The organism is Streptococcus sp. HN38 (genome assembly GCF_028335765.1).
Classification (GTDB): Bacteria; Bacillota; Bacilli; order Lactobacillales; family Streptococcaceae; genus Streptococcus; species Streptococcus suis_P.
Genome location: NZ_CP116604.1, coordinates 1,448,698 through 1,463,681 on the forward strand (window position 1 = coordinate 1,448,698; position 14,984 = coordinate 1,463,681).

The following is a 14,984-nucleotide window of genomic DNA, read 5'->3' on the forward strand; positions in this document are numbered from 1 at the left end:
AGTTGCTTTAACAAAGGGATATACACTGACTATATTATAAGTTTTCAGCAACACTGTTCAAGAGGTTTTGGATAGCAGAGGCATCGCTACCACCTGCCATGGCCATGTCTGGCTTACCACCACCACGACCTGCTACGATTGGCGCAAGGACTTTGATGAGGTTACCTGCATGAACATCGCTTGACTTACTTGCCACAAGGACATTGACCTTGTCGCCGATGGCCGCAACCAAGACCAAGACATCCGAGTAGTCTTTCTGCTTCCAGTTGTCAGCGAAGGTACGGAGGGCACCTGCGTCTGAAACTTGGACCTGGCTAGCAATGTAGCGAACACCATTTGTCTCTTTAACATCTTTGAAGACATCTCCAGCAGCTGCTGCCGCTGCTTTTTCTTTCAGAGCTGCATTTTCTTTTTGCAGGTCACGAACTTGTTGTGCAAGACTTTCAACCTTGTTTGGCACTTCCTTGATCTGCGGTGACTTGATAGTTGCCGCTACTTCTTTGAGGGCATCTTCTTGATCACGATAGGCAAGGAAGGCTTCACGGCCTGTTACCGCAATGATACGGCGAGTACCTGAACCGATACCTTCTTCTTTCAAAATCTTGAAGATACCGATTTCAGCGGTGTTGCTTACATGGGTACCACCACAGAGCTCGACAGAATAGTCACCGATAGTAACAACGCGGACTTCTTTACCGTATTTTTCACCAAAGAGGGCCATGGCACCCATTTCCTTAGCTGTTTCAATATCGGTTTCAACCGTTACAACTGGAATGGCATTCCAAATTTGCTCATTGACTTCTTCTTCAATACGACGAAGTTCTTCCGCAGTAACTGCCTCAAAGTGCGTAAAGTCAAAGCGGAGGAAGTCTTGCTCGTTCAAGGAACCAGCCTGTGTTGCATGCTCACCGATAATATTGTGAAGAGCTGCATGGAGCAAGTGAGTTGCTGTGTGGTTCTTCTCAACACCCTTACGGCGTTTTGTTTCGATTTCAAGTGTGTAGGTTTGACCAACTGAAATGCTTGCGGACAGTTCAACTGTGTGCAATGGTTGACCATTTGGTGCTTTCTGCACATCGATGACAGTCGCAACAATGTCTCCAGCAGCATTTTTCACAAAACCATGGTCTGCAACCTGACCACCCATTTCAGCGTAGAATGGTGTTTGGTCAAAGACAAGGAGGGCTTGACCTTCTGAGACTGCTTCTGTACGCGCATTATCAGCCACAATGACAGATAAGCTTGCTTCAAGAGCTGTTTGACCATAAACAAAGGTCGACTCTTCTGTTATAGCAGCAAGGGTTTCATTTTGCATACCCATTGAACCACCTTTGACAACTGAGGCACGGGCACGGTCTTGTTGCTCTTTCATAGCCGCTTCAAAACCAGCAATATCAAGGGTCATTCCACGGTGCTCAGCCAATTCTTCTGTCAATTCTACTTGGAAACCATAGGTATCATAGAGTTTGAAAATGTCACGACCATCAATCTCAGACTTACCTTCTGCTGCCAATTTATCCATCAATTGCTCAGCAAATTGTGAACCTGTATGGATAGTACGAGCAAATGACTCTTCTTCACTCTTAACAATCTTCTCAATGAAGGCACGTTTTTCAAGTATTTCTGGATAGTAGCTTTCCATAATATTGCCAACTATCTCCACCAATTTGTACAAGAATGGCTCTGTAATGCCCAAACGTTGACCATGCATAGAAGCACGACGTAGAAGACGACGAAGGACATAACCACGACCTTCATTTCCAGGAAGGGCACCGTCACCAATGGCAAAAGAAAGGGCACGGATGTGGTCTGCAATAACCTTGAAGCTCATGTTGTCGCCATCTTGGTCATAGGTCTTACCAGAAATCTTTTCCACTTCACGAATGATTGGCAAGAAGAGATCCGTTTCAAAGTTGGTCTTAGCCCCTTGGAAAATAGCAGCCAAGCGCTCCAAACCTGCACCCGTATCGATGTTTTTGTTTGGCAATTCCTTGTACTCAGAACGCGGAACAGCTGGGTCTGCGTTGAACTGGGACAATACGATATTCCAAATCTCGATGTAACGATCATTTTCAATATCTTCTTCCAAGAGACGGATACCGATGTTTTCAGGGTCAAAGTCAGTACCACGGTCGAAGAAAATCTCCGTATCTGGACCAGAAGGACCTGCACCAATTTCCCAGAAGTTATCTTCAAGCGGAATCAAGTGACTTGGCTCAACACCAAGAGCAATCCAGCGATTGTATGAATCCACATCATCTGGATAGTAGGTCATGTAGAGCTTGTCTTTTGGAAAAGCAAACCATTCAGGGCTTGTCAAGAGCTCAAAGCCCCATTCAATCGCTTCATCACGGAAATAATCACCAATAGAGAAGTTACCAAGCATTTCAAACATGGTGTGGTGGCGAGCTGTCTTACCAACGTTCTCGATGTCGTTGGTACGGATGGATTTTTGGGCATTTGTAATCCGTGGGTTATCTGGAATGACAGAGCCATCAAAGTATTTCTTGAGGGTTGCCACACCAGAGTTGATCCACAAAAGAGTCGGATCGTTAACAGGGACTAGATTTGCTGAAGGCTCAACAGAGTGACCCTTTGATTTCCAGAAATCCAACCACATTTGACGAATTTGAGCAGAAGATAAATTTTTCATAAGTTAAGATACTAAGGGCGTTAAGCGGACACCGTCAAAATAGGAAACCTGATGAAGACGCTTGCGTCTAGGAAGTGTTTCTCTTTTTGACAAAGTCCGTAGACCGAGTTCATTTCAGAATAAACTCGATGCCCTTTCCTTTCGTTTAGATATTTTGAAAAATTATTAGAAAGAAGCGAGCCTTCCGGGCCGGTTCAATTCAGAAAATTATCAAAATTGAACATTTCCTTTCATAAGTGATAGTTAGGCGGGTTCAATTTAACGGACCAGTTAAACTGAAGGATTATTTCACGATTAATTCGATGCATCTTCCATCATTTCTATGTAGTCAATTGCGACTACCAAGGAAATGACTAAATCTGCATAGGAGTCCTCCAATACAGTAACGGAGTAATGTGAAGTTAAATGAAAGAGTTCTTTGGAGATTTCAGCTACGAGCATACCATCTGGTCTTTTCAAGCGAAAATCCAAATCCCAGATATTTCCGTCTAGGATTAAACCTAGATTTTCCACAGTATAACGGTCCTTGAAAAAGGTAAATTCCTTTTGCAAGTAGAAAGAATGACCATCTGCCATATCAATGGTAAACTGGGGCAGGAAGGTCAAAAACTTCTTAGTAATCTGACAAACTTCCCCACCTCTGGAATTGGTCACGATAAATCGTTTTGGAATTTCGAGGAAAGAGCCCTCCACTTGATAAGCAAGATCCCCAAAACTATCACGAATATCAAATTTTTCACCACCGAAGGTAAAGCGCTGTTTCACTTGAAATTGCTTCATGATGACCTCCAAAAAAATAACAAGAAACCAAACGAAGGGCGAAAAACCGCGGTACCACCTTCATTCAATGACTTGTCATTCTCATTTCATAACCTATGTTCACAAGTGAAGCACTCGTATATAAGAGATAGCATTTCACTAATCAAAGCAGTTTTTAAGGTAATACGACTGTATTTTGAAAAAAACTAACGATGAGTAGCTGAAAAACTAGACTTAAATAGAAGTACTAAACTATGAATACAGGTTCTCATATTCAATTGTTCTATTAAGTAGCAAGATACTTGGCCTAGATGGCTCGCAACAACCGCCAATTTTCTGAACTAAGTAATCAAGTATCTATTCTTAATAGGTAAAACGTCAATTATTGACCTGAAGAACTAGAAGATTCTGTTGTAGAAGAAGAACTTTCAGTCGACGAAGAGCTACTTTCCGTTGATGAAGAACTGCTTTCTTCTGTTGTCACATATTGTGAAAGAAGATTTTGGAAAGCACTGTCTTTAACCTTAACGTTTGCTTTTTGGAGCGCTTCTTTCAGCACAGTAGCAACAAATGTTGAATCACTTTGCTTTTGCGCCAAAATAATCTCTTTCAACTTATCTTTATAGTCTTCCCAGTTGGCAGATTTTTCTGACTTCGCTTCTAATTTTACAACATAGTAGCTAGTTGTATAAGTTGTCATATCTACTACTGAAATAACGGATGCCCCTACTTGGCCTGCATCCAAAGCAAAGACCGCGTTTTGAACTTCTGTAGGAACAGTTGTTGAAGTTGAATCGAATTGTACTTCGCCTCCATTGTCTTTTGTAGCAGTATCCGTAGAATTGTCTTTCGCCAATTGAGCAAAATCTGCACCTTCAGCTTGTGCTGCCGCTAAAACTTCATTTGCCTTAGCTTCGTCTGTCAATTTGATGACACGTGCAGTCACTTCTGGTGTATAGGCATCATAAGCTGCCTTGTAGTTCTCATCGGTCAATTCCTTTTCAGCAGCCTGTTTTACAGCATACTCAACTAATTTATTAGTACGGATTTGTTCTTTGTAAGTTTCTTGAGTCAAGCCAGCTGAAGAAAGAGCTGTTGCAAATGAATCACCATATTGCTCTGCCATTTTGTCATAAGCCTCATCGACTTCTTTTGCAGTCACTTTGTCACCATACTGGTCTTCAAATACATTACTAATAATCATTGACAATAGAACTTGTTGAGCTTGAGAGTTTGTTTTTACCTTCTCATAAAACTCAGACACAGTAATCGTATTCCCTTTCATCGTAATGATATCTTTATCAGCTGCATTGGAACAAGCAGCGAGTGTTACTGCAGCAAAGAGTGTTACTGCACCCGCGAGAATTTTTTTAGTTTGCTTCATTTAAAGTTTCTCTCCTTTTTTTCGTTAACCCTTTCATTATAACACAAAAGCTTAAAAACTTCTTAAATTTCTGTAAGTTTTAAGTCAACATTTTCCCTGTTTTTCCTCAACATAAGGAGACCGTCACTCATGGAAACAAGACTAGCAGTCACATCTGGATTATCCAAAGTCGCATCGAATAAACGTTGCAATCCCTTATAAATAGTGCGCTGCCCTCTTCTGACATCCTTGATGTCTTTGGCAACATCTCCTCCTTGGAAGATGTCATCCAAAATGATTAGACCGCCTACTTTGACCTTTTTCAAGACTTCTGGTAAAAATACAATATATTTTGATTTAGCAGAATCCATGAAAACAAAATCGTATGCGTCATCTGGTAAAGTCGGAAGAATGTCCATGGCTTCCCCTTCCAGCAATTCAATCTGCTGGCGCTGATCATATTTGGCAAAGTTTTCCTTTGCAAAGCCAATCATTTCTTCATTTCGATCAATCGTTGTAATCTTCGAATGCGGGCTATTGTCAGCCATCAGTAACGCAGAAAAGCCAATAGCAGTTCCAATTTCTAAAATCCGTTTAGGTTGGAGTGTCTGCATCAGCAAGCGGAAATAAGCTACCGTTTCGTGAGGGATAACTGGAATATTTTCTTGACGAGCAAACTCTTCCAGTTCTTTCAAAAAACCTGTATTTTGCGCCTGACGTGTTCGCATAAAATCCACAATTTCTTCCTTGACAACCGGACGGCGCATATTGTGATTTGCGTTTTTACTATATGATTCGACCATAGAATCCATTATATCATAAGCCGACAAGATTTTCTTCCTCAACACGCTAAAAGGTAGGTTTCCCCACCTTTTCTTTACATATTTTTGGCGTAATCAATTTGATACCCTAAATTTCCAGCTAGTTCTTGAAGTCGAACAAAAGTCTCTTGCTTACTGAAAAAGAGATAGTAACTATCCGTGTCCATATCTACTGCCCCTAGACAAAAGTTTTCATCAAGATATTTGCTATCAACAACTCTTGCCCATTCTGAAATAGAGGCAGCTGGATTTAATCCATCTGAATCCAATTTGAGAGAAATCCCTGCATTGCGGACTTGATGAAGACGGTCAAAAAAGTAGATAAAATCTTCAAGATTATCCTTATAATCACGCACACAAATATAATTAAAATGCTCTAGTAATTTTATCAAGATTAACCAAAGATTTTCCTTTTCAGACTCCCCAACACGGTCTAAGAAATCATCGAATGAATCTGGTTCTAAGGTGCGTTCAATAGAGTCTAGAATCTGATTCGGATCACTAGCAAAAACCACATCCCTAAGTTGAAGAAATAGCTCCCTGTCACTATTTGACATGAGGTCTGCCAGTTCAAAAATGTCCTGTAGTTGTTCTTCCGTTAACATAATACCTCCATTATGAATTTGAAAAATCCCATCTTATATGCGGTGCTACTTGCTCTACAAAATGGTAAATATCATTAAAATCTGCACCATCAAGCTTATTCAAATTGACGACTGCAAGTAGCGCTCCCTTATTTCCTACGATTCGCAAACGTTTCGACTGATAGCCACGATAGACAGGAGAAACCATATATCGAATCTCCGCAATCTCTTCTAACGAATGGCGCTGGCGTTCACTCCAAAAGTGTTCTTGAAATTCTAGGTACTGTTTTGTCAAGATAAAAACAGCCTTTTGTTTTCTCAATATATATAAATAAACCAGCAAAGGTTGTAAAAATATCAAATAGACGACACTTCCCATAGATGGCTCAGGTCTGGTCAAACCACCAAGACCGAGCAAGATGAAAACAAGACTGATCACACTGGGAATGACAATCGAACGTTTGTAGGCAATCATATTAGAGGTGCACACCTTTCTCAACGAGAGCTTCTAATTCTTCCAAACGAGCTTCAAAGACCTTGAAGGCATCGTTGAGGTAATCTTCCTTGGTCATGTCTACGCCAGCCTTAGCGATGACATTGAGGGAGTAATCTGAGCTACCTGCTTTCAAATAGTTGAGATAGTTTTCTTTGTCTTCTGGGCTACCATTGACAATCTTATTTGCTAGAGCTGATGCTGCCGCAAAACCTGTCGCGTATTGGTAAACATAGAAATTGTAATAGAAATGTGGAATACGAGCCCACTCAAACTGGATTTCTGGATTTTCTTCGGCAGAAAGTCCGTAGTATTTCTCGTTAGTCTGACCGTACAATTCATTGAGGAAATCAGCCGTCAAGACCTGACCTTCCTGATCTGCCTTATAGATAGCTTGTTCAAACTCAGCAAATTGGGTCTGGCGGAAGACTGTACCACGGAAACCATCTAGGTAATGGTTAAGAATAGCAAAGCGTTCCTTATCATCTTCTACTTCTGCCAAGAGTTTTTCTGTCAAAAGATTTTCATTGGTTGTTGAAGCAATTTCTGCCAAGAAGAGGGAATAATGACCGTAGACATAGGGTTGAGTCTTACGAGTCAACATAGAGTGAAGAGAATGCCCTGTTTCATGGATAAGGGTGTACATATTATCCAAGTTATCCTGCCAGTTGAGAAGCATGAAGGCGTTGGTGTCGTAGGCGCCTCCTGAGTATGCTCCTGAGCGTTTTCCTTCATTAACATGGACATCAATCCAGCGGTTTTCGAAGGCCTCCTTCACAATAGCTGAATAGTCCTCACCGAAGATTTCCAAGGTTTCTTGGCATTTCTTGAGTGCATCTTCATAAGAAATCTTGGTGCTGAAATCTGACAATGGTGTGTACATATCGTACATCTTCAAGTCCTCAATACCCAAGAGTTTCTTACGCAACTTGATATAACGGTGCAGGAGCGGAAGGTGCTTGTTAACAGCCGCCACTAATGTATCGTAAACAGACTCTGGGATAAAATTGGCTGCAAGTGATGCGTGACGGGCTGAATCGTACTTACGCAAACGAGCTTTTAGGTTATTGACCTTGACATTAGACTGCAAAGTCTTAGCGTAGGTATGCTGGAACTGCTCGTAGGTACCGTACATTGCTTCGTATGCTTCTTGGCGGACGTCGCGGTTTTTAGACTCCATGAAGTTAATATAATTGCCGTGAGAGAGTGGTACTAAATGACCATCCTCGTCTGCAATTTCAGGGAATAAGATACTTGCATTGTCCAAGACTGAGAAGGTTTCAGCAGGTGATTCAAAAATCTCGCTGGTCGCCGCAAGGACTTCTTCTACTTCCTGTGACAAGACATGATCCTTAGCTGCTAAGAGTTTTTCAAATTGATGGCTGTACTGAACAAGAGCAGGCTCTTCTGCCTTAAAGGCCTCCAGCTGCTCTTCAGTAATGGCCATAAATTCAGGCTCATAGAAGGCAAAAGCCTGTGAAAAGGCAGCATACAAGCCCATGGCCTTAGCTTGAAATTCCTGATATTTGCCTTCACGAGTATCTTGGTCGTTCTTCATAGACGCATAGACATAGAGTTTTTCAATGCGACGCATGAGACCGAGTTGCGTTTCGCTAATTTCTAAGAGACTTTTAGCTGAGTCCAGCAAATGACCTGCAAATTCTTTTGTTTTTTCAGTTTCAGCTTGTAAATCTACAAGTTCTGCCTCCCAGGCATCATCGGTTGGGAAAACAGTGGTCAAGTCCCACTGGTATTTTTCTTCAATTTCATGACGTTGTTTAGACATAATTAATCCTCCGTATCCTTTATTCTAACATAAAAAATCCCCTCTTTCCAACGGAAAGTGAGGGCTTATTGGTTACTATTCAACTGGAAAACAATTTTTGCCATTCGCCATCGCAAGTCGCCACTAGGCTAACAAAGTCTACAACCTTCACCAACAGTAGCATGACTAACATAAAATATTGAGCATATTTTCAAAAGTAATATATATACCTCCATCAGCTATCTCTATTTACATTGGTTTTCTATAAATGATAGGTGGATACAAGATTTGTTTTCTCTTATCTTTTGCTTTGTCGTAAAACAGATCAAATGCTTGGTAAATCGGTGTCAGGTCTTGCTTGATTTGGGCAAAGCCAATGGCAGAGCGGGGTAGACGGATGTGGGGATACCATTCTTCTGCCGTCTTTGTCAGCAAATTCTCCCCTCGGCTATAAGACTCTGCCTGCAGGGCTAACCAATTGGGGGATTTGTAATAAAGCTGTTGAGCAATGTAGCGAGGCAAATCCCTATCTAACGGGCAAGTAAGATGCGATAAAGCTTGCTTGGCAAAAGGCAGACGCAAGATTTCCAATAAATTTCCCTCGCCAAATGGAAAAACCTTTGTCAGACAGTGGACCTTACCTCGTAAGTCTTCGTGAATAAGGTAACGAAGACGCAATTCCTTCTTCTCGTCATCCAACTCCCAAATGTAGAAACCCATGTTCATACTAAAAGAGAGAAATTGCTTATGTAATTTACTTAATCTTTCTTTTATCCATAGGCCTTTTCCCAACAGCCAGAGAACCTGAAAACCAGCTTCATGATAGGCTTTTGTTCTCGCCTGCAAGCGTGAAATGGGCAGACTGGAACATTGGACTTCCACAACCAAATGATCATTGACCAATAAATCCGCTATCTGACCAATCTGTGGCAGGCATTTTTCAAGGTCAACTTGTTCGGCTTTGATTAACCAACTGTACAGACAAGACTTAAGTGACAGGTGCTGGGCTGACTCATTCTCGGAAAAATAGTGGCAGTCCCGCAGGGTTACATGGGCAAAGTGCGAACGCAGAACTTTTCCAGATTTGTATCGGACAGGTCCTCCACAACCTGGACAGGAATAGCGACCTTGCGGCGCAGGATTTTCCAAGACATTAAAAACTTGCCCATCTTCATCAAGTGCAACTAACATAGAACCTCCTTTCTTTATTAGTTCGCAACTTGTGGTAAAATGTTGGAAAGGAGAGTAAAAATGACCAAAAAAATTGCCAAATGGGAAAAGGACGGCTTTGTCTTGCAGTCCTTTCAAGCGGGCTTTGCGGAGAAGTATTATGAGGACTGTTTTACCAAGACTTCCGCTGAAATTGATCGCCTGACGGGGAGTTCAGGAACTTATAAGAAAGAGGAGGTTATCAGCTACTACAACCGGATTGTCACTGACCCTGACCGGTTTGATTTTATGCTGATGGCACCTGACGGGACCTTCATCGGCGAATCGGTTATCAATGAACTGGATAGGGAAAACAGCTCTGCTAACTTCCGTATCGTTATCTTTGACGAGGGTTATCTGGGACAAGGATTGGGCTCTTGGGCAGTTGAGAAGACCAGAGACTTTGCTTTTGAGCAGGTTGGCTTACATCGCTTGGAACTGGAAGTTTTTTCCTTCAATCCACGCGCCAAACGTGCCTATGAAAAAGCTGGCTTTCGTTTGGAAGGTATCAAACGGGACAGCCAAAAGACAGCAGATGGCTACGCCGATACACTCATTATGTCCATTCTAGAAGAGGAATGGAAAGCACTCAAAAAACCAGCTGATTAGGCTGGTTTTTGTGTCTTTTCTAAGCAATTTTACCCAATCTGACTGCCGTTTGGCACAGATGGGTCTACTGTTAAGAGTGTCAAGTTGCCGTCGTGTTCGGCTGAGAGAATCATGCCCTGGCTGAGCAAGCCCATCATCTTACGTGGCTTAAGGTTAGCAACGATTTGGACTTTCTTGCCGACCAACTCCTGCTCATTTGGATAGTACTTGGCGATACCAGACAGGATTTGGCGGTCCTGACCGTCACCTGCGTCCAAGCGGAACTTGAGCAACTTGTCAGAGCCCTCCACCTTGGCGACTTCCTTGACTTCGGCCACGCGGATTTCCACCTTGTTGAAGTCCTCGAACTTTATCGCGGCTTTCTCGTTTTTCAGCTCCACGTCAGCTGGGTCCCATTCTTTTTCTTCCTCTTGGGAAATAGCAGAGCTGCCACCCATTTGAGCTTGGATATAGGCGATTTCCTCTTCCATATCCAGACGTGGGAAGATAGGTGTACCTTTTGCGACCACTGTCAAACCAGCTGGAAGACCTGCAAAGTCAAGGTTTTCAAGGTCAAATGCTGTTCCCAAACCAAGCTGTTCCATAATGGCATTAGACGTCGTCATCATAAATGGTTGAATGAGGTGCGCCACCACACGAAGACCTGCTGTCAAGTGAGCCATAACCGCTGCCAACTTGTCACGGTCAGCTTCTTCTTTTGCCAAGACCCACGGAGCTGTTTCATCGATGTACTTGTTGGTACGAGAGATGATATTCCAAACAGCTTCTAGAGCGCGTGGATAGTCAACAGCTTCCATATACTTGTGGTAGCTTGCCAAGTTGTCAGCTACTACTGCCGCCAAATCCGCATCAAAATCAGTCACATTGGCAACAAAGTTTGGTACCTGACCGCCGAAATACTTGTTAATCATAGCAACTGTACGGTTGAGCAAGTTTCCAAGGTCGTTGGCCAGTTCATAGTTGATACGACCAACGTAGTCTTCTGGTGTGAAGGTTCCGTCAGAGCCGACTGGGAGACTACGCATGAGGTAGTAACGAAGCGGATCCAGGCCGAAACGCTCGACCAGCATTTCTGGATAGACCACATTACCCTTAGACTTGGACATCTTGCCATCTTTCATGACAAACCAGCCATGAGCAACCAAGCGGTCTGGCAACTTCATATCCAACATCATGAGCATGATTGGCCAATAAATAGAGTGAAAACGAAGAATGTCCTTACCAACCATGTGGTAAACTGTTCCATTCCAGAACTTGTCGTAGTTGGCTGTTTCTTCCTGACCATAACCCAAGGCCGTCGCATAGTTGAGTAGGGCATCAATCCAAACATAGACAACGTGTTTAGGATTGGACGGTACAGGCACGCCCCAAGTAAATGATGTCCGAGATACTGCCAAATCTTCCAAGCCTGGCTCGATGAAGTTTTTCATGATTTCATTGAGACGACCGTCCGGCTGGATAAAGTCTGGGTGAGCATTGAAGAACTCAACCAATTTATCTTGATACTTGCTGAGGCGAAGGAAGTAGGATTCTTCTGAAACCCAGGCAACCTCGTGACCACTCGGAGCGATACCACCTGTTACCTTACCATTTTCATCTCGGAAGACCTCTTCTAATTGGCTCTCGGTGAAAAATTCCTCGTCTGATACGGAGTACCATCCAGAATACTCTCCCAAGTAAATGTCGTCCTGCGCCAGCAATTTTTCAAAAACAGACGCCACTACTTCCTCGTGGTAATCATCGGTCGTGCGGATGAACTTGTCATACGAGATGTCTAGTAAATTCCAAAGTTCCTTGACGCCAACCGCCATGCCGTCAACGTAGGCCTGAGGTGTCAGACCTGCTTCTTTAGCCTTCTCCTCAATCTTTTGCCCGTGCTCATCAAGCCCTGTCAGATAGAAGACCTCGTGACCCATGAGACGCTTGTAGCGAGCCAAGACATCGCAGGCAATAGTTGTGTAGGCCGACCCGATGTGGAGCTTGCCAGACGGATAATAAATTGGTGTGGTGATATAAAACGGTGTTTTTGTCATGTTTTTTCCTTTCAAATTCAGAGCAAATGAAACCCTGTTATTGACAACATCCTATTTTATCATATTTTCAGCTAAATCACAAAGCGGTTCTAAATACAAGCCGAGTAGAAAGCTAATGTCTATCTTCTCTATAAAATTATAGTTCTGTTCTTGTCAATTGACGAATAGCGAAAAACCGGAAACAGTTTTTATGTTTCCGGTGTTCTTATACAATATGGAGCTGTTCAAATACATTTTCCAAATCAGCTATCATTTCTCGATGAAAATCTAAATAATAGGTTTTCTGGTCAGAATCTGGTAATTTTTCAATATCAGCTAAGATTGCTTGATAACGATGGAGAATTTTCTTACCAGCTTCTTTATCTATCTCGTCAATATTACCAATACCTGCTGCTATGTCATCTAAGCTGTCATATTTTGCGATTATTCCCTCGGTCCACTCCCGCTTGTCCTTGTTAAGAGTGACAATCTTTTCTGTCAGCCATTCTTCATACCTTTCCTCTTCTGTCAAAGACTGGCTATTAGCGGCGGTCTTAGTCACTCGGTCGGATTTACTAGAACGAAGGTAATTTCGATAAAACCAGACGGCAAAAAGAATGACTAGAATGACATTGACTGGAAAAACAAAGCTAAGGGTGAACAGTACGGTCAGCCACAAGATTAACTTGAAATCTCTTGCCGCTTTCTCTGCCTGTTTGTTCTCTTCTTCCCACTCATCCAATATAGACTGGGCTTGGGCAGTATAGGTTTCAACCAATTTTGCCAGTCGTACCTTTTTCTCTGGGTCATCTTCCAGTTCCATTGCCAGATAGGCTTGGTTGGCCCTAGCCTTGGCTGCTTCATAGGTCTGAACTGTCGCCAAATAGGCCGCATTGCTATTCATCTGATTCAGCAAACGGTCCGTCTGCCCTTTGATAAAAGACCGAACTTTTGATGTTAATTTACGGTAAGGCATTGATTTGCTCCCTAAAAATTAGTAGCGTGCCATAATATCCTGATTACTATAGAAGACGGTCATCAGATATACATTTTCTTCCTACCTCCTCACCCTCCTCACCATCTCCTCCATATCATAGTCAAAAAGCAGGTCATGGCAATCTGTAAAAAGCTGGCGACGCTTGTCATCATCTACCACCGCGATATCCACTCCCCTATCGTCATAGCAATGATACAGAACCTTTTCCTTACTAGATAGAAAGATAAGAGAAGCAGAAAGGTAGTTAAAGCCACCTTGGTCGGCTCGGATAATCTCCCACAAGAGAGCTTTCAAATCCTGGTCAGCGACCGGAAAAAGATAGCGTTCATAGACCAGCACTTCTCCCGTCCAGTCCTCCACTTCTATCAGCTCAGGCTCAGGACACTTGTCAAAGTTAAATTTCGATGTAAAATGCCAGAGGTAGGTGTCTATATCCCTATCTTCCTGTCGAAGCAGCGAAAGAACCACATAGTCATATGCTGAGCTAGCCCGCTCCAAAAGCTCTACCGCACGCGCATAAGCCCTATCCAGATACACTTTTCTAGGTAGCTGCTCAGCCTCAGCCGCAGGACCAATCTCAAATCGGAGCGCCAGAGGGGTCGCATAAAAAAATGGACCTACCAATTGGTGTTCTCCAAATTGAAAATCTGATAGCCAATCCTGTAAATGCATGATGTATCTCCTTCTATACTTTTGTATCATTTTACCATACTGATTAGGAGAATGTCTAGCTTTCCATAGGAAAATATGATAGACTGGTACTAAACACAAACTAGGAGAAAAATATGAAAACAGCATTCATTTCAGAGAAAGCCAAATCACGCTTTAATCTCAATTTTATCCTATCGCCTATCACAGCACTGGTCTTGATGGCAGTAGCTGAAACAGTCGGCTACTTTGCCTTTATGCCCTTATTTTTCATTTTCATAGATAATGCCTTTGTGACACTCAGTCTTGAATTATTGGCCTTTTCCTTTATCAGTCTTGCCATCATACTCTGGGCAAGATTTGTAGAAAAAAGTCCGTGGCTTGGGCTTGGAATACGAAAAAAAGGAGCTTTGAAAGACTTCTTACTTGGTTGGGGGATAGGTGCTGCTATGTTAACCACCTGTGTCTTGCTTATGTGGGGATTTGGGGCTATTCAAGTGACTAGTTTTCAATTCTCAGCGAATTTAGTAGGAGAATTTCTTATCCTCGTACTTGCTTGGTCCATTCAAGGCACAACAGAGGAATTATTGACTAGAGGCTGGATGTTTTCATCCCTAGCTGCCAAGTATAATATCCCTGTCGGTATCCTTATTTCCTCCCTCTTTTTTTCCTTTCTCCATCTTGGTAACGACGGGATTTCCCTCATTCCCCTTCTCGACCTAACGCTCTTTGCCATTTTAGCCTGCTTAGTCATGTTAAAAACCGGTAATCTTTGGGTAATAGGTGGTCTACATGCTGCCTGGAATTGTTTCCAAGGAAATGTCTTTGCCTTTCCAGTGAGTGGGACACAGGCTGGCCAGGCCTTTATCGCAGTAGAAACCTCTGGTCCAGACTGGTTATCCGGTGGGGCTTTCGGTGTAGAGGGCTCGATCATTAGCCTCCTTATCCAAGCTGGTATGATCACTTGGTTGGTATATGAACTCTATTTCACATCACCATCAACCGAACTTGAACTTTAGTAATAATGTATCGCAGTGATGATAAAAAATACAGACAAAATCTTGCTGATTA

At 42.6% G+C, this 14,984-nt stretch carries 13 protein-coding genes; 2 read left to right on the forward strand and 11 right to left on the reverse strand.

What is annotated here, in order from left to right; genetic code table 11:
• Window positions 1-34: 34 nt before the first annotated feature.
• The 8 genes from alaS to PHA78_RS06995 form a co-directional block, all read right to left on the reverse strand.
• Window positions 35-2,653 (reverse strand): alanine--tRNA ligase, encoded by a 2,619-nt coding sequence (alaS, locus tag PHA78_RS06960; protein WP_029184999.1) that lies wholly within the window; start codon window positions 2,651-2,653, stop codon window positions 35-37.
• Between the two features lie 294 nt (window positions 2,654-2,947).
• On the reverse strand, window positions 2,948-3,433 hold the full coding sequence (locus PHA78_RS06965; RefSeq protein WP_004299022.1) for an LURP-one-related/scramblase family protein: 486 nt from the start codon (window positions 3,431-3,433) through the stop codon (window positions 2,948-2,950).
• Between the two features lie 361 nt (window positions 3,434-3,794).
• On the reverse strand, window positions 3,795-4,796 hold the full coding sequence (gene prsA / locus PHA78_RS06970) for a peptidylprolyl isomerase PrsA (RefSeq protein WP_044689579.1): 1,002 nt from the start codon (window positions 4,794-4,796) through the stop codon (window positions 3,795-3,797).
• Between the two features lie 62 nt (window positions 4,797-4,858).
• The gene (locus tag PHA78_RS06975) at window positions 4,859-5,578 is read right to left on the reverse strand and encodes an O-methyltransferase (protein ID WP_099871916.1); all 720 of its coding nucleotides are present in this window, start codon (window positions 5,576-5,578) and stop codon (window positions 4,859-4,861) included.
• Between the two features lie 74 nt (window positions 5,579-5,652).
• The gene (locus PHA78_RS06980) at window positions 5,653-6,201 is read right to left on the reverse strand and encodes a DUF6630 family protein (RefSeq protein ID WP_099871888.1); all 549 of its coding nucleotides are present in this window, start codon (window positions 6,199-6,201) and stop codon (window positions 5,653-5,655) included.
• Window positions 6,202-6,211: 10 nt separating this feature from the next.
• Window positions 6,212-6,655, reverse strand: a complete 444-nt coding sequence (locus PHA78_RS06985; RefSeq protein WP_104929425.1) for a hypothetical protein — start codon at window positions 6,653-6,655, stop codon at window positions 6,212-6,214.
• A gap of 1 nt (window position 6,656) precedes the next feature.
• Window positions 6,657-8,459 carry an oligoendopeptidase F gene (pepF, locus tag PHA78_RS06990; RefSeq protein ID WP_272157882.1) on the reverse strand — a complete coding sequence of 601 codons (1,803 nt, stop codon included), beginning with the start codon at window positions 8,457-8,459 and terminating at the stop codon, window positions 6,657-6,659.
• A gap of 228 nt (window positions 8,460-8,687) precedes the next feature.
• On the reverse strand, window positions 8,688-9,629 hold the full coding sequence (locus PHA78_RS06995; protein ID WP_024419202.1) for a competence protein CoiA: 942 nt from the start codon (window positions 9,627-9,629) through the stop codon (window positions 8,688-8,690).
• A 60-nt stretch (window positions 9,630-9,689) separates the two neighbouring features.
• On the opposite strand from PHA78_RS06995, the gene PHA78_RS07000 reads away from it, so the two are divergent.
• A complete protein-coding gene (locus PHA78_RS07000) occupies window positions 9,690-10,256 on the forward strand; it encodes a GNAT family N-acetyltransferase (protein ID WP_272157883.1) in 567 nt (188 codons plus the stop codon).
• Between the two features lie 29 nt (window positions 10,257-10,285).
• Here PHA78_RS07000 and metG read toward each other — a convergent pair whose 3' ends face one another.
• From metG to PHA78_RS07015, 3 genes are all read right to left on the reverse strand, one after another.
• Window positions 10,286-12,289, reverse strand: a complete 2,004-nt coding sequence (gene metG, locus PHA78_RS07005; RefSeq protein WP_272157884.1) for a methionine--tRNA ligase — start codon at window positions 12,287-12,289, stop codon at window positions 10,286-10,288.
• 205 nt (window positions 12,290-12,494) lie between these two features.
• Window positions 12,495-13,244 carry a hypothetical protein gene (locus tag PHA78_RS07010; protein ID WP_024377234.1) on the reverse strand — a complete coding sequence of 250 codons (750 nt, stop codon included), beginning with the start codon at window positions 13,242-13,244 and terminating at the stop codon, window positions 12,495-12,497.
• Between the two features lie 81 nt (window positions 13,245-13,325).
• On the reverse strand, window positions 13,326-13,937 hold the full coding sequence (locus PHA78_RS07015) for a DUF3885 domain-containing protein (protein WP_272157885.1): 612 nt from the start codon (window positions 13,935-13,937) through the stop codon (window positions 13,326-13,328).
• Window positions 13,938-14,050: 113 nt separating this feature from the next.
• Between PHA78_RS07015 and PHA78_RS07020 the strand changes: the two genes are divergently transcribed.
• The gene (locus PHA78_RS07020) at window positions 14,051-14,932 is read left to right on the forward strand and encodes a CPBP family intramembrane glutamic endopeptidase (RefSeq protein ID WP_105128375.1); all 882 of its coding nucleotides are present in this window, start codon (window positions 14,051-14,053) and stop codon (window positions 14,930-14,932) included.
• Window positions 14,933-14,984: the final 52 nt, after the last annotated feature.